The sequence below is a fragment of the Micromonospora sp. DT231 genome, assembly GCF_049847025.1.
Classification (GTDB): Bacteria; Actinomycetota; Actinomycetes; order Mycobacteriales; family Micromonosporaceae; genus Micromonospora.
This window is the reverse complement of record NZ_JBNCNO010000006.1, coordinates 325,806-343,474: the sequence shown is the minus strand read 5'-3', so window position 1 is coordinate 343,474 and position 17,669 is coordinate 325,806. Positions and strand designations below refer to the sequence as shown.

At 70.4% G+C, this 17,669-nt stretch carries 18 protein-coding genes; 13 read left to right on the top strand and 5 right to left on the bottom strand.

Annotated features, from left to right (window positions below):
* Positions 1 to 73 precede the first annotated feature (73 nt).
* The 4 genes from ACPXBU_RS18570 to ACPXBU_RS18555 are packed head-to-tail and all read left to right on the top strand — an operon-like array spanning position 74 to position 4,015.
* On the top strand, positions 74 to 1,000 hold the full coding sequence (locus ACPXBU_RS18570) for an ABC transporter permease (RefSeq protein WP_393372368.1): 927 nt from the start codon (positions 74 to 76) through the stop codon (positions 998 to 1,000).
* Positions 993 to 1,955, top strand: coding sequence for an ABC transporter permease (locus ACPXBU_RS18565; protein WP_393372365.1), 963 nt, complete (start codon positions 993 to 995; stop codon positions 1,953 to 1,955). Before ACPXBU_RS18570 ends, ACPXBU_RS18565 begins: the two co-directional genes overlap by 8 nt.
* 25 nt (positions 1,956 to 1,980) lie before the next feature.
* Positions 1,981 to 3,009, top strand: a complete 1,029-nt coding sequence (locus tag ACPXBU_RS18560) for an ABC transporter ATP-binding protein (RefSeq protein WP_393372445.1) — start codon at positions 1,981 to 1,983, stop codon at positions 3,007 to 3,009.
* Positions 3,002 to 4,015: an ABC transporter ATP-binding protein gene (locus tag ACPXBU_RS18555; protein WP_425758965.1), complete on the top strand. Its 1,014-nt coding sequence runs from the start codon at positions 3,002 to 3,004 to the stop codon at positions 4,013 to 4,015. The genes ACPXBU_RS18560 and ACPXBU_RS18555 overlap by 8 nt, the downstream gene beginning before the upstream one ends.
* 113 nt (positions 4,016 to 4,128) lie before the next feature.
* Here ACPXBU_RS18555 and ACPXBU_RS18550 read toward each other — a convergent pair whose 3' ends face one another.
* On the bottom strand, positions 4,129 to 4,515 hold the full coding sequence (locus ACPXBU_RS18550; RefSeq protein WP_393372360.1) for a chorismate mutase: 387 nt from the start codon (positions 4,513 to 4,515) through the stop codon (positions 4,129 to 4,131).
* A 277-nt stretch (positions 4,516 to 4,792) separates the two neighbouring features.
* Here ACPXBU_RS18550 and pcrA point away from each other — a divergent pair, with 277 nt between their 5' ends.
* The gene (gene pcrA, locus ACPXBU_RS18545; protein ID WP_393372357.1) at positions 4,793 to 7,198 is read left to right on the top strand and encodes a DNA helicase PcrA; all 2,406 of its coding nucleotides are present in this window, start codon (positions 4,793 to 4,795) and stop codon (positions 7,196 to 7,198) included.
* Positions 7,199 to 7,216: 18 nt separating this feature from the next.
* Here pcrA and ACPXBU_RS18540 read toward each other — a convergent pair whose 3' ends face one another.
* Entirely contained in the window at positions 7,217 to 7,735 is a 519-nt protein-coding gene (locus tag ACPXBU_RS18540; RefSeq protein ID WP_393372355.1) for a TetR/AcrR family transcriptional regulator, read from the bottom strand.
* Positions 7,736 to 7,864: 129 nt separating this feature from the next.
* Between ACPXBU_RS18540 and ACPXBU_RS18535 the strand changes: the two genes are divergently transcribed.
* The 3 genes from ACPXBU_RS18535 to ACPXBU_RS18525 all read left to right on the top strand — a co-directional run bounded on the left by ACPXBU_RS18535 (position 7,865) and on the right by ACPXBU_RS18525 (position 10,154).
* Positions 7,865 to 8,554, top strand: a complete 690-nt coding sequence (locus tag ACPXBU_RS18535; protein WP_425758964.1) for a hypothetical protein — start codon at positions 7,865 to 7,867, stop codon at positions 8,552 to 8,554.
* Positions 8,555 to 8,565: 11 nt separating this feature from the next.
* Positions 8,566 to 8,961: a hypothetical protein gene (locus ACPXBU_RS18530; protein WP_425758963.1), complete on the top strand. Its 396-nt coding sequence runs from the start codon at positions 8,566 to 8,568 to the stop codon at positions 8,959 to 8,961.
* Between the two features lie 194 nt (positions 8,962 to 9,155).
* Positions 9,156 to 10,154 carry a hypothetical protein gene (locus ACPXBU_RS18525; protein WP_425758962.1) on the top strand — a complete coding sequence of 333 codons (999 nt, stop codon included), beginning with the start codon at positions 9,156 to 9,158 and terminating at the stop codon, positions 10,152 to 10,154.
* 16 nt (positions 10,155 to 10,170) lie between these two features.
* On the opposite strand, the gene ACPXBU_RS18520 is transcribed toward ACPXBU_RS18525, so the two are convergent.
* Both ACPXBU_RS18520 and ACPXBU_RS18515 read right to left on the bottom strand, forming a co-directional pair.
* Positions 10,171 to 10,941, bottom strand: coding sequence for a M23 family metallopeptidase (locus tag ACPXBU_RS18520; protein WP_425758961.1), 771 nt, complete (start codon positions 10,939 to 10,941; stop codon positions 10,171 to 10,173).
* Positions 10,942 to 11,204: 263 nt separating this feature from the next.
* Entirely contained in the window at positions 11,205 to 11,912 is a 708-nt protein-coding gene (locus ACPXBU_RS18515) for a M23 family metallopeptidase (RefSeq protein WP_425758960.1), read from the bottom strand.
* Positions 11,913 to 12,367: 455 nt separating this feature from the next.
* On the opposite strand from ACPXBU_RS18515, the gene ACPXBU_RS18510 reads away from it, so the two are divergent.
* The 4 genes from ACPXBU_RS18510 to ACPXBU_RS18495 all read left to right on the top strand — a co-directional run bounded on the left by ACPXBU_RS18510 (position 12,368) and on the right by ACPXBU_RS18495 (position 15,986).
* Positions 12,368 to 12,772, top strand: a complete 405-nt coding sequence (locus ACPXBU_RS18510; RefSeq protein ID WP_030491849.1) for a cobalamin B12-binding domain-containing protein — start codon at positions 12,368 to 12,370, stop codon at positions 12,770 to 12,772.
* Between the two features lie 452 nt (positions 12,773 to 13,224).
* Entirely contained in the window at positions 13,225 to 14,403 is a 1,179-nt protein-coding gene (sucC, locus tag ACPXBU_RS18505; RefSeq protein ID WP_393372339.1) for an ADP-forming succinate--CoA ligase subunit beta, read from the top strand.
* A gap of 2 nt (positions 14,404 to 14,405) precedes the next feature.
* A complete protein-coding gene (gene sucD, locus ACPXBU_RS18500; protein ID WP_393372337.1) occupies positions 14,406 to 15,293 on the top strand; it encodes a succinate--CoA ligase subunit alpha in 888 nt (295 codons plus the stop codon).
* Positions 15,294 to 15,386: 93 nt separating this feature from the next.
* Complete coding sequence (locus tag ACPXBU_RS18495; protein ID WP_425758959.1) at positions 15,387 to 15,986, top strand: GNAT family N-acetyltransferase; 600 nt, start codon at positions 15,387 to 15,389, stop codon at positions 15,984 to 15,986.
* On the opposite strand, the gene ACPXBU_RS18490 is transcribed toward ACPXBU_RS18495, so the two are convergent.
* A complete protein-coding gene (locus ACPXBU_RS18490) occupies positions 15,882 to 16,148 on the bottom strand; it encodes a DUF4190 domain-containing protein (protein WP_179780945.1) in 267 nt (88 codons plus the stop codon). The two genes, ACPXBU_RS18495 and ACPXBU_RS18490, sit on opposite strands and share 105 nt — an antisense overlap.
* 198 nt (positions 16,149 to 16,346) lie before the next feature.
* Between ACPXBU_RS18490 and ACPXBU_RS18485 the strand changes: the two genes are divergently transcribed.
* Positions 16,347 to 17,636 carry a DUF6350 family protein gene (locus ACPXBU_RS18485; RefSeq protein WP_425758958.1) on the top strand — a complete coding sequence of 430 codons (1,290 nt, stop codon included), beginning with the start codon at positions 16,347 to 16,349 and terminating at the stop codon, positions 17,634 to 17,636.
* Positions 17,637 to 17,669 lie beyond the last annotated feature (33 nt).

Here is a 17,669-nt window from a genome sequence, read left to right as displayed (position 1 = left end):
TACAACACTTCACTCGCACGTTGTCACCACCGTGTCGGCCGTCCGACGCGCCCCCTGTCTGGAGGACCACCCCATGGGCCGTTATCTGTTGAGACGGCTGCTCCAACTCGTGCCGGTCTTCATCGGTTCGACGTTCCTGATCTACTGGCTCGTCTGGGCCGTGCCGGGCGACCCCTTCGCCGGCAAGTGCGGCGAGCGCCGCTGCCCGGACCAGTACATCGCCTTCATGACCGAGAAGTACCACCTCGATCAGAACGTCTTCGTGCAGTACGCCAACTACATGAAGAACCTGCTCCAGGGCGACTTCGGTCAGACGTTCTCGCAGCGCGACATCGGCGGCATCATCGCCACGGCGTACCCCAACACGCTGAAGCTGGCCCTGGTCGCGCTCGCCATCGAGGCCGTCATCGGTCTCGGCGCCGGCGTGCTGACCGGTCTGCGCCGCAACGGCTTCCTGGACAACCTTGTCCTGGTCTCCACCCTCTTCCTGCTCGCGCTGCCGGTGTTCGTGGTCGGCTTCGTGCTGCAGTGGCTGCTGGGCGTGCAGTGGGGCATCACCAAGCCGACCGTCTCCTCCGAGATGCGGTGGTCCGAGCTGATCGTGCCGGGCTTCGTGCTCGGTAGCGCGTCGGTGGCGTACATCGCCCGGGTGGCACGGACGAGCATCGCGGAGAACCGCCGGGCCGACTACGTGCGCACCGCCATCGCCAAGGGCCTGCCCATGCGGCGGGTCGTGGGCGTGCACCTGCTGCGCAACTCGCTCATCCCGGTGGTCACCCTGCTCGGCACCGACCTCGGCGCCCTGATGGGCGGCGCGATCATCACCGAGGGCATCTTCCAGATCAACGGCATCGGCCGCGAGGTCTACCGCGCGATCATCACCAAGGAGAGCGCCACCGTGGTCGGGATCGTGGTCGTCCTGGTGGTCGTCTATCTCGTGATGAACCTGCTGGTTGACCTGCTCTACGCCGCACTGGACCCGAGGATCCGTTATGAGTGACCCGAGTACCGCATCGATTGTCAGCACCCCGTCCGCACAGCCGACCGACCCGGTAGCCCCCGCCACGGGGCAGGGCAACGAGAAGCCACGTGGTCTGCTCGGTGACGCCTGGCGGGACCTGCGTCGCAAGCCGCTGTTCTGGATCTCGGCGACGTTCATCGTGATCTTCCTGTTGATGGCGATCGTCCCGGGGCTGTTCGCTCCGGGCGGCGACCCGGAGACCGGCGCGCTGTCCCGCAGCCTCGGCAAGTCCAGCGGAGATGCCTGGTTCGGGTACGACCTGCAGGGCCGCGACGTCTACGCCCGGGTCATCTACGGTGCGCGGGCCTCCATCATCGTCGCCGTCCTCTCCGTGGTCGGCACCCTGCTGGTCGGTGGCTTCATGGGCGTCATCGCGGGCTACCGCGGCGGCTGGGTGGACGGGTTGCTCAGCCGGATCGGCGACGTGTTCTTCGGCGTGCCGTTCGTGCTGGGTGCGATCGTCATCCTGACCACGTTCAACGGCTCGGGCACCAACAACAGCAAGGCCGAGATCATGGGCTTGGTGATCGCTTCACTGATCGTGCTGAGCTGGCCGGTCGTGATGCGCCTGATGCGATCCTCGGTGCTCGCCACCAGGGAGGCCGACTACATCGTGGCGGCCCGCGCGCTGGGTGCCGGCACCGGTCGGATCATCCTCAAGCACCTGCTGCCGAACTGCCTGGCTCCGCTGCTGGTCTACGGCACGATCATGGTCGGCTCGTTCATCGGCGCCGAGGCCACCCTGTCGTTCCTGGGTGTCGGCCTGAAGTCGCCGGTGGTGTCCTGGGGCATCATGATCAGCGAGGGTAAGGATTTCATCCGGGTCGCACCGGGGCTTGTCTTCTTCCCCGCCGCGTTCCTCGTCACCGCAGTGCTGAGCTTCGTGATGCTCGGCGAGGCGGTCCGCGAGGCCCTCGATCCGAAACTCCGCTAGGGGAGATCCAGTGTCCGACATTCTCGTGTCCGAGCAGTCCGCGCCGGGATCCGGCGGGTCCGGACGTCCCTCCGGCCGGCTGCTCGAGGTCGACGACCTGCGGGTGGAGTTCCGCACCCGGGACGGCGTCGCAAAGGTCATCAACGGGGTCACCTACCACGTCGACGCGGGGGAGACCCTCGCCGTGCTCGGCGAGTCCGGCTCCGGCAAGAGCGTCACCGCGCAGACCATCATGGGCATCCTCGACACGCCTCCCGGCTTCGTCACCGGCGGGCAGGTCCGCTTCCACGGCAAGGACATGCTCCGCATGTCCGACGAGGAGCGCCGTCGCATCCGCGGCGAGGGCATCGCGATGATCTTCCAGGACGCGCTCTCCGCGCTGAACCCGGTGTTCACGGTCGGGTTCCAGATCGCCGAGCAGTTCCGGGTCCGGCGGGGCATGGGTCGCGCCGAGGCCAAGAAGCGCGCGATCGACATGCTCGACCAGGTCAAGATCCCGAACGCCAAGGGCCGGTTCAACAACTACCCACACCAGTTCTCCGGCGGTATGCGGCAGCGCGCGATGATCGCGATGTCGCTGGCGCTCGACCCGGAGGTGCTGATCGCGGACGAGCCGACCACCGCGCTCGACGTGACCGTGCAGGCCCAGATCATGGACCTGCTCGCCGAGCTCCAGCGTGAGCGGCAGATGGGCATGATCCTGATCACCCACGACCTCGGCGTGGTCGCCGACGTCGCGGACCGGATCGCGGTCATGTACGCGGGCCGGATCGTCGAGCAGGCCGACGTGTACGACCTGTACGCCAAGCCGGCGCACCCGTACACCTTGGGCCTGATCGACTCGATCCCGCGCCTGGACGAGAAGGGGCAGCAGCTCCGGACGATCAAGGGCCTCCCGCCGAACCTGATGAACATCCCGCCGGGCTGCCCGTTCAACCCCCGCTGCCCCATGGTTCAGCCGGTGTGCCGGGAGAAGATCCCGCCGCTGCTGCAGGTGGGTCCCGCCCGGGCCAGCGCCTGCCACTTCGCCGAGGAGCTGGTGAACCGTGTCTGAGAACATCCTCGAGGTCCGTGAACTGGTCAAGCACTACCCCGTCACGCAGGGTGTGGTGTTCAAGAAGACGGTCGGTCAGGTCAAGGCGGTGGACGGCGTCTCGTTCGGTCTGCGCGCCGGTGAGACGCTCGGCGTGGTCGGCGAGTCCGGCTGCGGCAAGTCGACCCTCGCCCGGGTGCTGATGAACCTGGAGAAGCCGACCGCCGGCAGCGTGATCTACAAGGGCCAGGACACCTCCAAGCTGTCCGGTGGGGCGCTGCGACGCCTCCGTCGGCAGATCCAGCTGGTCATGCAGGACCCGTACACCTCGCTCAACCCCCGGATGACCGTCGGCGACCTGCTCGGTGAGCCGTTCGAGATCCACCCGGAGGTGGCGCCGAAGGGCAGCCGTCGGGCCAAGGTCCGGGAGTTGCTGGACCTGGTCGGGCTCAACCCGGAGCACATCAACAGGTACCCGCACCAGTTCTCCGGCGGTCAGCGTCAGCGCATCGGCATCGCCCGCGCGCTCGCCCTGCGGCCCGAGATCATCGTCTGCGACGAGCCGGTGTCGGCCCTTGACGTCTCCATCCAGGCCCAGGTCATGAACCTGCTGGAAAAGCTCCAGGGCGAGTTCGGGCTCTCGTACGTCTTCATCGCGCACGACCTGTCGGTGGTCCGCCACCTCTCGGACCGGGTCGCGGTGATGTACCTCGGCAAGGTCGTCGAGATCGGCACCGAGGACGAGATCTACGAGCGGCCGACCCACCCGTACACCCAGGCTCTGCTGTCGGCGGTGCCGGTGCCGGACCCGACGCAGCGCAACAACAAGACGATCATCCGGCTCACGGGTGACGTGCCGTCGCCGATCAGCCCGCCCTCGGGCTGCCGGTTCCGGACCCGCTGCTGGAAGGCGCAGGACATCTGCGCCGAGCAGGTCCCACTGCTGGAGATCCGGCGGGACTCGGACCACCCGAGCGCCTGCCACTTCGCGGAGCGGCGCGAGATCGTCGCCACCCACGAGGCCTGAGCCACCCGAAACCGCCTGCCGACGTCACCACGACGACGGCAGGCGGTTTCGTCTGTCGGTGACCCGGCCGGGCCGCTTCCGGGCCGGCTCGGGCTGACCGCCCGCCACCCGGCTCAGAGCGGACCGCGGCCCGCGCGGAGCAGCAGCAGGGCCAACTGGGTGCCGTCGGTGCCGAGCGCGACCCGGAACCGCTCCAGGATCTTGCGCTCCCGAGCGAGCACCAGGCGCGTTCCGCCGGACGCCATCCGGGTCGCGCCGACCTCCTGGGACAACGCGGCGCGCTCCTGCCAGAGCGCGATCATCGCGTTGTCGATCTCGTCGATCCGTTCCCTGATCTGCACGATCCGTGCCGAGGCGGTGGGTTCCTCGGTGCCGGTCCGTGCCTCGACCGGCCCGGCGTTGTCGACCGCTGCCGGCGTCGCCTCGGTCTCGTTCGGCACCGGCCGCTCCGCCTCGGGCCGGGTCGGGCCGCCGCTCTGCTCCATCACGTCTGTCATCATCGGGTACCTCTCGCACTGTGGTGCCCGGTGCCCGGAACCCGGGACGGAAAAAGCCCCGGACTCCAGGAGCCCGGGGCTTTTTGCAGGTCTGAATCGATCAGGCGCGACCTACGGCAGCCGGACTCCCGGTGCCATAGTAAAAGTGGTAGCGCGCAGCGATCACGTTGACGAGTATGCCCACGTCGGCACCGGCTGCGCAAGCATCAAGCGGCCCATCCTCGCGCCTCGGCGCAGCGGGCGGGAGAGTGTCCGACCGGCGGCATAGACTTGTCGGGCGATGCATCCTCTCTTCGACATTCCCGCGTCCCCGCCTGCGCCGGAGTCCGCGCCGGCCCGCCCGCACCGACCCGGGCCGGCCCCCGTGCGCCTCGATCCGCAGCAGCTCCTCGCCGGGCTCAACGGGCCACAGGGCGACGCCGTCAGCCACGCCGGCTCGCCGCTGCTGATCGTCGCCGGCGCCGGATCCGGCAAGACCCGGGTGCTCACGCACCGGATCGCCTACCTGCTCGCCGCACGGGACGTCCATCCCGGGGAGATCATCGCGATCACCTTCACCAACAAGGCGGCCGGTGAGATGAAGGAGCGCGTCGCCGCGCTGGTGGGCCCCCGGGCCCGCCTGATGTGGGTGTCGACGTTCCACTCCGCGTGCGTCCGGATCCTGCGCGCCGAGCACGAGCACGCCGGCCTCAAGTCGACGTTCTCGATCTACGACGCGGACGACTCCCGCCGGCTGATGCAGCTCGTCACCCGCGAGCTCGATCTCGACCCGAAGCGCTACCCGGCGCGCGGGCTGGCCGCCCAGGTCTCCAACCTCAAGAACGAGCTTGTCGACCCGGAGCAGTTCGCGGCGCGGGCCACCGGGCCCAACGAGCGGGCGTTGGCCGAGGCGTACACGCTCTACCAGCGGCGGCTGCGTGAGGCGCACGCGCTGGACTTCGACGACCTGATCATGACCACGGTGCACCTGCTCCAGTCCCACCCCCACGTCGCGGAGAGCTACCGTCGGCGGTTCCGGCACGTGCTGGTGGACGAATACCAGGACACCAACCACGCCCAGTACGTGCTGATCAAGGAGCTGGTGTCCGGCACCGACGGGCTGGAGCCCGCGGAGCTGTGCGTGGTGGGTGACGCCGACCAGTCGATCTACGCGTTCCGGGGCGCGACGATCCGCAACATCCTGGAGTTCGAACGGGACTTCACAAACGCCCGGACGATCCTGCTGGAGCAGAACTACCGCTCCACCCAGACCATCCTCAACGCGGCCAACGCGGTGATCGACCGCAACACCTCCCGCAAGCCCAAGCGGCTGTGGAGCGAGGCCGGCGCCGGCGAGCGGATCGTCGGCTACGTGGCCGACACCGAGCACGCCGAGGCCGACTGGGTGGCCCGGGAGATCGACCGGCTGGTCGACGCCGACGAGACCCGACCCGGCGACGTCGCTGTCTTCTACCGCACAAACGCCCAGTCCCGCGTGTTCGAAGAGGTGTTCATCCGCGTCGGCCTGCCCTACAAGGTGGTCGGCGGGGTGCGCTTCTACGAGCGCAAGGAGGTCCGTGACGCTCTGGCGTACCTGCGTTCGGTGGTCAACGACGACGACACGGTGAGCCTGCGGCGGGTCCTCAACACCCCCCGCCGGGGCATCGGCGACCGCGCCGAGGCGTGTGTCGAGGCGCTCTCCAGCCGGGACCGGATCTCGTTCGGCGCGGCGTTGCGCAGGGCCCGGGAGGCGCCGGGCATCTCCAGCCGGGCGGCCAATGGCATCGCCGACTTCGTGGCGCTGCTCGACGGCGCCCGGGAGCTGTCCGAGACCGGCACCCCGGAGGAGGTGCTGGAGGCGCTGCTGACCCGCTCGGGCTACCTCACCGAGCTGGAGGAGAGCCTGGACCCGCAGGACGCCGGCCGGGTGGACAACCTCCAGGAGCTGGTGAGCGTCGCCCGGGAGTACACCGAGCGGATCGAGGCGCTGGGCGAGGAGGGGGAGCGGGCCACCCTGGCCGGCTTCCTGGAGCAGGTGGCGCTCGTCGCCGACGCCGACCAGATCCCCTCCGACGATCCCGACCACCAGGGCGTGGTCACCCTGATGACGTTGCACACCGCCAAGGGACTGGAATTCCCTGTGGTCTTCCTGACCGGGCTGGAGGACGGCGTCTTCCCGCACCTGCGCTCGCTCGGCGACACCCGCGAGTTGGAGGAGGAGCGCCGGCTGGCGTACGTCGGGATCACCCGCGCCCGACAGCGGCTCTACCTCTCCCGCGCGGTGACCCGCTCGGCCTGGGGGCAGCCGTCCTACAACCCGCCGTCGCGGTTCCTGGAGGAGTTGCCGACCGAGCTGGTGCACTGGGAGCGCACCGAGGGGTCGTACACCTCGTGGGCCGGCGGGGGCGGCGGCGTCGGCGGTCGTGCGGACCGCGCGCCCGGCGTGCGTGGCACCTTCACCGGGGGCACGCCGAAGGCCGCGCAGTTGGCGCAGCGGCTCGGCGTGGACGCCAGCCGGCTGACCACGGCCAGCGAGCTGCCGCAGGGGCCGAAGGTGTCGGCCGGCGACCGGGTCAACCACCAGCGGTACGGGCTGGGGCGGGTGCTCGCCGTCGAGGGGCACGGCCCGGGTGCCCGGGCGCAGATCGACTTCGGCGACCAGACGATGTGGCTGGTGCTCCGGCACGCCCCGGTCGACAAACTCTGACCCCGGCACGCCTGGAGATCATGGCCGCCGCACGGTGCTCAGGCCGTCCCGGACGATCGTGAGCATGCGGTCTCGGGCCGCCGGGGCGGCGGCGTCGCGTTCCCGGACCGCGCAACCGACCAGGAATGCCTTCAGGTCGGCGGCGTCGACGTCGGGACGCACCGCGCCTGCGCGCTGAGCGGCGCTGAGCAGTTCGGTCAGGACATGATTGAGGTCGTGTTCGCCCTTCGCCGCCGCGGCGGCGATGTCGAACCCGGTGCCCGAGAGCGCATCGGCCAGTGCGCGGTTCGTCGCGCCCTCGGCTGCCATGCTAGCGAGGAATTCGAACAGAGCCGGGCCCGCCTCGCGAGTGGCCCGCAGCTCGGTCGCCCGGCTGACCAGGCGTTTGGCCACGCTCTGCACGATCGCCTCGTAGAGCGATTCCTTGGTCGGGAAGTGTCGACTGACGGTGCCGGTGCCGACACCGGCGCGGCGGGCGATCTCGTGGATCGGCACCGTCGGCCCATCCGTGGCGAACGCGTCGATCGCAGCGCGCAAGACCTTCGCCCGGTTGCGTACGCCATCGGCGCGCGGCTTGCGTTGCTCGGCGATCTCGGACTCCTAAACGGGATGGCCATCCCGTATGGTCAAGCGGGATGGCGGTTCCGATTATAGGTGGTGGGCGCATTGTCCGAACATCCGCGTGCGCGACGTGACCTGGGTCGGTGGTTGATCGCGCTGTACGTGGCGTTCGTCGTCGAGCACGCCTACGGCGCGGCCCGGTACGGCACCCCGGTCAGGCTCGTCGGCCTCCTGCCGCTGGGGCTGCTGCTGGTGCTGGCGCTGGCGCTGCTCGCCCGACATGCCCGCACCGGCAGCCGTCTGGCGCTCTCCGCCGGTGCGATCGTGGTCGCCGTGGCGTTCGTCGGCCTGGCTGGCCTCGTTGAGGGCGGGTTCAACCATGCTCTCAAGCTGGCGTTCCACGCCGGGGGGATGTCTGACGACAGGTTGCGGAACGTGTTCGGTGGGTTGAATTTCGCGGTGCCCGACGACGTGGTGTTCGAGGGGTTCGGAGCGGCGACGCTGGGCCTGGCCGGGCCGGTGGCCTGGCAGTTGGCGCGACTGCTGCGATCCGCCCGGTTGCCGGACTCCAACGCGCCGGTTCGGCGCGCCGGTGTGACCGTCCTGGTCGCGGCGGGGGTGCTGCTCGGCGCGTACCTCACCGAGCCGCTCGGCCACGCCGGCCGCATCACTGTCGCCATCCTTGTGGCCGCCCTGGGGGTCGCGCTCATGGCGGTGTCCAGTGTGGTTGGACAAACGGGATGCGCGTCCCGTATCTTTCACCAAAACGGGATGTGCATCCCGTTTAGAGGGTGAGGAGAAGTCCCGTGAAGCTGTCGCTCGTTCTGAAGGCTGTCGCGGTGCTCGACATCGTGGTCCTGGGTGCGGTGTGGCTCATCGCGCCCGGGACCGGCCTTGCTGACCACCCGGATGCTCGATCGCTGCTCGTGGCACGGGCGCTCGGCACCGATCTGGTGGTCGTCGGGATGATGAACTGGATCATCAGTAGGGGTCAGGACGCGACAATGCGACAGTTCCTGCTGCCGAACATCGTGATGCACGTGGTGCCGGCGGCAATCATCGTCACCCTGATCCTCGGCGGTACCTTCGGTGCCGCGGACTGGCTCGGCGCCGTTCTGCACATCGCGCCGGCCATGGTGCTGACCTGGTGCCTGGCCGCGCCGACGCAACGCCGCGCGGCGCGCGCCCAGGCGCACACCTGAACGACGGGCCGGTCGCCGGTCGCGGCCTCGGCGACCAGACCATCGCCCGGAGCACGCCGGGAAGGTGGAACGCGTACGGCGTTGCCGCACCCTGCCGCGGGCGGCAGCGCCGAAGGTATAGAGACGTTAACCAAGGTCTATTTCCGGTCCTCGGCCGTGGCCGGCACCGCACCCGGCCCCGGATAGTGAGGAGCATGAGCCTGGACATCAGAGGTATCTCCTACGTCGCCGGCCATACCTCCGGCGAGGCGGTGCGTCGGGACATGCGCGCCATCCGCGACGACCTGCACTGCACGACCGTGATGGTGATCGACACCGATACCCGGACGCAGATGGAAGCCGCGCGGTGCGCCCTGGAAGTCGGGCTCGATGTCTACGTCCGGCCGTATGTCGCCGACCGCCCGCACCGCGAGATCCTGGCCCACCTCGCGGCGACGGCCGCGGCGGCCGAGCAACTGCGCGTCCAGTACCCGGGCCGGGTCACGCTGTTGCTCGGCAGCGAGTTCTCCCTCACCTCCCCGGGGATGCTCCCGGGACCGCGTGTCTTCATCCGGCTACAGGTGCTGGTGCGGTGGCGCCGCTTCTTCGACCGCCGGATCACCCGCAAGCTCAACGCCCTGCTCGGCGCCGCCCTGCCCGTCGCCCGCGCCGCGTTCCACGGGCCGGTCAGCTACGCCGCGGGCTTCTGGGAGAAGGTCGACTGGTCCGGCTTCGACCTCGTCGGCGTCAACCTCTACCGTCTCGGCCCCGACCCGGCCGCCTACCAGCAACGGCTGCGCGCCCTGCTGCGGGAGGCGGACAAGCCGGTGGTCATCACCGAGTTCGGGTGCGGCGCCCACCTCGGGGCCGAGCGCCGCGGGCCCGGCTCGTTCCGGATCGTGAACTGGTTCACCCAACCACCCCGGGTCAGGGACGGACACGTCCGCGACGAGCCGACCCAGGCCGCGTATCTGGCCGAACTCATCGACCTCTACGCCGCACACGGCGTGCACGGTTGCTTCGTCTACACCTTTGCCATGCCGGACTTCCCGCACCACGCCGACCCGCGTCACGACCTGGACATGGCGGGCTTCGGCGTGGTGCGCGTACCCGCCGAGGACCCGACACGGTGGGAGCCGAAGGAAGCCTTCCACCAGGTGGCGCGGCGTTACGAGGCAGCCGAGCGCGCGGCCGCCAACAGCGGCACGAGCTGACCGATGGATCTCTGCCTCAGCAGCCCAGATCCACGCCGCGCGCCCGCATGAACGGGGCCGGGTCGATCTGGTTCCACATGCCCTGGTGCACCTCGAAGTGCAGGTGCGGGCCGGTGGCGTCGCCGGTGGCGCCCTCGTAGCCGATGACCTGGCCGGCCTTGACCGCCTGCCCCACGGTGACCGCGATGCGGCTCTGGTGGGCGTAGTGGGTCAGGTACCCCTTGCCGTGGTCGATGAAGACCGAGTTGCCGTACCCGTCGGCGGCGTCACCGGCCTGGGTCACGGTGCCGGCGGCGGCGGCGCGGATCGGCGTACCGGAGGGCAGCGCCAGGTCGATGCCGGCGTGCAGGGTTCCCCAGCGCTGCCCGTAGCAGGAGGTGACCGCGGCGCCCGGCATCGGGTCGACCCAGGCGGGTGTGGGCTTCGAGGTCTTCTTCGGCGTGGGCTTGGCCTTCGCGGCGGCCGTCTTCGTGGGCGTCGGGCTGGCGCTTGTCGCCGACGGGCTCGGCGTGGGGCTGACCGAGGGGGTGGCCGGCGTGCTCGACTCGCGAACGGAGCGGTCGGCCCGGCTGGCGGCCTCGTTGCGGGACTGCGCGTCGAGGGAGACGGCGGCGGGTGCCGGGTGGTCGTTACCGGTGGTGGCGACGATGACGCCGCCGAGGCCGAGGGCGAGCAGCGCGGCGGCGCCGAGCACGATGAGCCGGTTGCGTCGACGGGAGTGCCGTGGCTGCTCGGTCGGGGCGGTGTCGGGGGTGTTCTCGTTCTGGACGGGGCTGTCTTCCTGCACGGCGAACCTTCACGGTCGAGGGGCACTTGACCTCGAAATACTGGTATCGCGCCGAGCGGGGGGCGGGATGGGGACCGGGTGGCAGGGCCAGGGAGAGCGGCTCACCTGCCCGGATATGACCCACTCTGCGGCGCTACGACCGGAAAAGTGATCATGCGGTACGGTGTCGCCGCTCACAATCTCGACTGTGACCTGGCAGACAGGTGCCCACGAAAAACCGCCCGGATCGACAGATCCGGGCGGTCAACGGTCGGTACGCAGCGTCAGGAGCCGGCTACCTCGCTGTAAATTGCCTCGACTTGCAGCTTGATGTCCACTCCGCGGTCCTGCAGGAACGGCACCGGGTCGATCGGCTTGCCCTTGACATGGATCTCGAGGTGCAGGTGGGTGCCGTAGGCGTGACCGGTCTGGCCGACCAGGCCGAGCTGGTCGCCCGCCTTGATCTGCTGGCCTTCCTTGACGCTCACCGCGGAGGAGTGGCCGTAGATGGCCTCGCTGCCGTCGGCGTGCTGAACGATCACGGCGTTGCCGTACCCGCCGAACCAGCCGGCCTTGGTGACCAGGCCGTCGTGGATCGCCACATAGGGCGTGCCCTCGCCGGCGACCAGGTCCACGCCGGTGTGCATCTTGCCCCAGCGCATCCCGTAGGGGGAGTTGAAGTCGTAGCCCTGGAGCGGCAGCAGCCACACCTCGGGCTCGGCGCTGTCCTTGCTGCGGCTGTCCCGCGAGGCGCGGTCGGCGTTGTCCGCACGGGCCGCAACGTCCTGGCTGGTGACCGACGCCTGCTTGAGCTCGTCGAGCACCTTCGGGCTGACGTCCTTGGCGTCCGGCAGCGCGCTCGCGCCGAGCGCGACGATGCCGGCCCCGACGAAGGCGGTGGTGACGACAGCGGCGTAACGGCTACGCGGTGGGGTGGGTACGCGGCGACGACCGCGATATCGATCGGGCTCAGACGACAGGCGCTGGCGCACGCACACCCTCCGTTGTCGGGGTTCCGAAGCGGCCGGTGGGCGTTCGTGAAGCTCCGGTGAACGTCCGCTGACCGCGTCGTCACCCGTCCATGGACCTGATGACAACCGTGGACACGTTAGCCAACCACCAGGCGAGTCACAAGCTAGAGCGGAAAATTGGCGTGTCGATCTGTCCGTTTGCGTCCATGATTGTCATGCATCGCGACGCCGAACGGTGCCCCCGTTGCTGCCCGTTCGTCGCCGAGCGTGACCGGTCCGGCGGAGTCGTCCGGCTTGACTGCGGGCCGGGCGGCCCGCGCCGGGACGGGTGTGGATCGCCTCGGTGCGCTGCTCCCGGCAGGCCGTGGTCGGAGCGGGCGGTGGCCGGGGCGCGGAGCCCGGATTTCCCGGGCCGGGTCCGCCGGGTTACCGTTCGTTAAGGTGAAGGCCGTGAAGCCGGTGAAAGGTGTGCGCTGATGAGCTCTCGTATTCGGGTCGTCGTCGCCAAGCCCGGTCTGGACGGCCACGACCGGGGAGCGAAGGTCGTCGCGCGCGCCCTGCGGGACGCCGGGATGGAGGTCGTCTACACCGGCCTGCACCAGACCCCCGAGCAGATCGTGGAGACCGCCATCCAGGAGGACGCCGACGCGGTCGGCCTGTCCGTTCTCTCCGGCGCGCACATGACGCTCTTCCGGCGGGTGCTGGAACTGCTCGGTGAGCGGGATGCCCGCGACATCGTCGTGTTCGGTGGCGGCATCATTCCGAACGGCGACATTCCCGAGTTGGAGAAGCTGGGCGTCGCAAAGATCTTCACGCCGGGCGCCACCACTCAGGCAATCGTCGAGTGGGTCCGACAGAACGTCGCGCAGCCGGTTTCCTGAGGCTCGTCGCGACGGTTGCTCGGCGACCGGATTTGCTCGGCGACCGGATTTGGGCACGGGGGAGGGGCCGGACGCACCCCTCACACGTCCGGCCCCTCTATGCACGATGCCCCGCCGCCACCCCTCGACCGACAGGGCATCGGCCGTCTCCCGTCATCGCGCTGTGAAGCGCTCCGACATCTGACTCAACGACGCCCCCACGGCCGGGTTACGCCACCAGGGCAACATCGCCCGGACGGTGGATGCGGCCGGAGTCGTGGCCGGAAACGGGCTGCTCCCGATGTCCGGTTGTGCATTACCGCACACCACGCACCCGCTCGGTTGCCGGCGGTGCCGACCTCGCTAGGCTGCGGCCAATGGCCTGTTTCAACTGATGACAGGCGTCAAACTGTTTTTCGAACGCTGGTGGCGGCGCGACGGCGCGCCGCGGAGACGGGACGGGACGCGCAATCGTGGACCTGTACGAGTACCAGGGGCGGGACCTGTTCGAGCGGCACGGCTTGCCCGTGTTGGCCGGCGGCGTCGCCACTACCCCCGAAGAGGCCCGTGCGATCGCCGACCGCCTCGGCGGTCGCGTGGTCGTCAAGGCGCAGGTGAAGGTCGGCGGCCGAGGTAAGGCCGGCGGCGTCAAGCTGGCCGAGGGCGCCGAGGAGACGGTGGCCCGCGCCACCGACATCCTCGGCATGGACATCAAGGGCCACACCGTCCACAAGGTCATGATCACGGTGACCGCGGACGTGGCCGAGGAGTACTACTTCTCGTACCTGCTCGACCGGGCGAACCGCACCTTCCTCTGCATCGCCAGCGTGGCCGGCGGCATGGACATCGAGCAGGTCGCCGCCGACACCCCCGACAAGGTGGTGAAGGCCCCGATCGACGCCGTCAAGGGCGTGGACGAGGCCAAGGCCCGCGAGATCGTGACCGCAGCCGGCTTCCCGGCCGAGGTCGCCGACCAGGTGGTCGAGATCGCCGTCGGCCTGTGGCAGGCGTTCGTCGCCGAGGACGCCACACTTGTCGAGGTCAACCCGCTGGCCAAGAACGGCGACGGCCGGATGCTGCTGCTCGACGCCAAGATCAGCCTGGACGAGAACGCCGCGTTCCGGCACCCGGACCACGAGGCGCTTGTCGACCAGGCCGCCGTGGACCCGCTGGAGCAGGCCGCCAAGGCCAAGGACCTCAACTACGTCAAGCTCGACGGCGAGGTCGGCATCATCGGCAACGGCGCGGGTCTGGTCATGTCGACCCTCGACGTCGTCGCGTACGCCGGTGAGCGGCACGGCAACGTCAAGCCGGCGAACTTCCTCGACATCGGCGGCGGCGCGAGCGCCGCGGTGATGGCGAACGGGCTGGAGATCGTGCTCTCCGACCCGGCCGTGAAGAGCGTCTTCGTCAACGTCTTCGGCGGCATCACCGCCTGCGACGAGGTCGCCAACGGCATCATCCAGGCGCTGGCCCTGCTGGAGCAGCGCGGCGAGCAGGTCACCAAGCCGCTCGTCGTCCGTCTCGACGGCAACAACGCCGAGGCCGGCCGGGCGATCCTGGACGGCGCGAACAACCCGCTCGTGCAGCGGGTGGACACCATGGACGGTGCGGCCGAGCGGGCCGCCGAGCTGGCAGCTGCGGGGGTCTGATCATGGCTATCTGGCTGACCAAGGACTCGAAGGTCATCGTGCAGGGGATGACCGGTTCCGAGGGTTCCAAGCACACCCGGCGGATGCTCGCCGCCGGCACCAACGTGGTGGGCGGCGTCAACCCGCGCAAGGCGGGCCAGAAGGTCGACTTCGACGGCACCGAGCTGCCGGTCTTCGCGTCCGTCGCGGACGCGATGGCCGAGACCGGGGCCGACGTCACAGTCATCTTCGTGCCGCCGCAGTTCACCAAGGCCGCCGTGGTCGAGGCGATCGACGCCGCGATCGGCCTGGCCGTGGTGATCACCGAGGGCGTCCCGGTGCACGACACCGCGTCGTTCTGGGCGTACAACGTGGCGAAGGGTGAGCAGACCCGGATCATCGGGCCGAACTGCCCCGGCATCGCCTCGCCCGGCGCGTCCAACGCCGGCATCATCCCGGCCGACATCACCGGCTCCGGCCGGATCGGCCTGGTCAGCAAGAGCGGCACGCTGACCTACCAGATGATGTACGAGCTGCGCGACATCGGCTTCTCCACCTGCGTCGGCATCGGTGGCGACCCGATCATCGGGACCACCCACATCGACGCCCTGGCGGCGTTCGAGGCCGACCCGGAGACCGACGCCATCGTGATGATCGGTGAGATCGGTGGCGACGCCGAGGAGCGGGCCGCCGAGTTCATCAAGGCGAACGTCACCAAGCCGGTGGTCGGCTACATCGCCGGCTTCACCGCTCCGCCCGGCAAGACCATGGGTCACGCCGGGGCGATCATCTCCGGCTCGGCCGGCACCGCCGAGGCGAAGCAGGCGGCGCTGGAGGCGGTCGGGGTCAAGGTCGGCAAGACGCCGACCGAGACCGCGAACCTGATGCGGGAGCTCATGTCCGGCAACTGAGCCGGCCAGGCAACACCGGAGGGGGTCGACCGCAGCTTGGTCGGCCCCCTCCGGCATACCACAGCGCCGCCGAACGGACCGTAGGCTGCCGGTGTGCTGACAGTGCAGCGGCTGAGGGCCGACCACGCGGACGCTCTGCTGGCGTTCGAACGGGAGAACCGGGCGTACTTCGCGCGCTCGGTGCCGGATCGTGGCGACGCGTACTTTTCCGGGTTCGCCGATCGGCACCGCGCGTTGTTGGCCGAGCAGGAGGCGGGCCTGTGTCACTTCCACGTCGTCCTGACCGAGCAGGGTGACCTGGTCGGCCGGGTCAACCTCGTGGATGTCGCGGCCGGGTTCGCCGAACTCGGCTACCGGGTCGGTGAGCGGGCCGCCGGCAAGGGCGTCGCCACCGCGGCTGTCGAGCAGGTGTGCCACCTGGCCGCCGACGACTACCGGCTCGCCGGTCTCACCGCGCTGGCCACACTCGACAACCCGGCGTCCCAGGCGGTGCTGGCACGCACTGGGTTCACCGTGACCGGTGAGACCAGCATCGGCGGCCGCCCCGCTCTGCTCTACAAGCGTCAGCTCGCTTGTCGACCGGCCCGCTCAGTCGTTGTTCCAGAACGGGTAGTTGCCGGTCGCGCGCAGGATCGCCCCGCCGATGATGTTGATCACGCCGAACACGATGGCGAGGTAGCCCAGCAACGGTGACTGCCCGTACCGGCGGGCGTCCCGGATGGACAGGTAGCCGAAGATGATGCCCAGGATGCCGCAGCAGATCAGCCCCAGCACGATGCCCAGCACACCCCAGAGCGTGGTCCGGTCCCGTCCCCGGGCCGGTGGTGGCGGTGGTGGCGGGTATGGCGTCGTCACGGCGTCCTCCGGGCGGTCGTGGGCGGCGAGCCGGCCGGACCGCGACCGGCGGACCCGACCCGGGCGGCGGCGGGTCGCGCCCCCTCTGGCCGAGGCTAGACCGGACCGGGTCGCCGGATCCCCGGTTCGGTCAACTCGTCGCCCTTCGGACGGGTTAACGGACTGCCACCGCCTTCGCGACGTGCCAGAGTAGAGCGGATGTCCCCCGTCACCCCTGACCGTCCCAGCCGTCCCGGCGGTGTGCGCGCCGACGACCGGCCGGTCGGTCGTGCCGCGCCGGCCCGACGGGTGCCCGCGCCCCGCGCGGGCGGGTCGCCACGCGGGCGCGCGCCGTTGCCCGTCGCCGCCGGGGTGGCCGCCTGCTGGGCCGCGCTCACCTCCTACCTGCCGGTCGCCATCGTGCTCGGCCTGGTGCAGCTCGGCGCGGATTCCGGCAGCCTGACCAACACCCTGCGCACCGCGCTGGCCGGCTGGTTGCTCGGGCACGGCGTGCCGCTGCACACCGCGTCCGGTCCGCTCGGGCTCGCTCCTCTGGCGCTGACGGTGCTCGCACTGTGGCGACTGACCCGGGCCGGCGTGCACGTCAGCCGCGCGATCGGTGCCCGCGACACCCGCTCGCCGCGTCGGGCGCTGCTCGCCGCGGGCGCGGTCGGCATCGCGTACGCGCTGCTCGGCGCTCTCGCGGCGGTGCTGGTCGGCGCCGGCGCGACGGACGTGTCGGTGATCCGGGCCGGAGCGACGTTCGCGGTGGTCGGCACGCTCGCCGCGCTCGTCGGCGCGACCCGCGTCACCGCCGTGACCCGGTTGCTCGTCACCCGGCTGCCGGGTCCGGTGCGCGACGGCGTGCGCAGTGGCCTGGTGGCCGGACTCCTGCTGCTCGGCGCGGGTGCCGGCGCGGCTGGCCTGGCGGTGGCCACCGGCGGGGGCGACGCGGCCGACATGATCGGCGCGTACCGGACCGGGGTCGCCGGGCAGGCCGGGATCACGTTGGTCAGCGCCGCGTACGCGCCGAACGCGGCGGTCTGGTCAGCCAGCTACCTGCTCGGGCCGGGCTTCGCGGTCGGCACCGACACCGCGGTCCGCACCAGCGAGGTGTCGGTCGGCGCGTTGCCGGCCGTGCCACTGCTCGCCGGCCTGCCGCGAGGTCCGGTGGACGGTCTCGGCGCTCTCCTGCTCGCGGTGCCGGTGCTGGCCGGGATGGTCGCCGGCTTGTTGCTCGCCCGCCGGGTGGCTCGACTCGCCGGGTCGGAGCGGGCCCCGCAGCGCTGGGCCGAGGTGCTGGTGCCGGCGGCACTGGCCGGGCCGGTGGCCGGAGTGCTGCTCGGCGTGGCCGCCGCGGTGTCCGGCGGGTCGCTCGGCGCCGGTCGGCTGGCGCAGGTCGGGCCGGTGGGCTGGCAGGTCGGGGCGGTGGCGACAGGTGTGATCGCGGTCGGCGCGCTGCTCGGCGCCGCGGCCACCCGAGCGCTCACCCGCACCCCGGCCCAGTAGGAACGGGCCGCGTCTTCGCGGGGTGAACGAGCG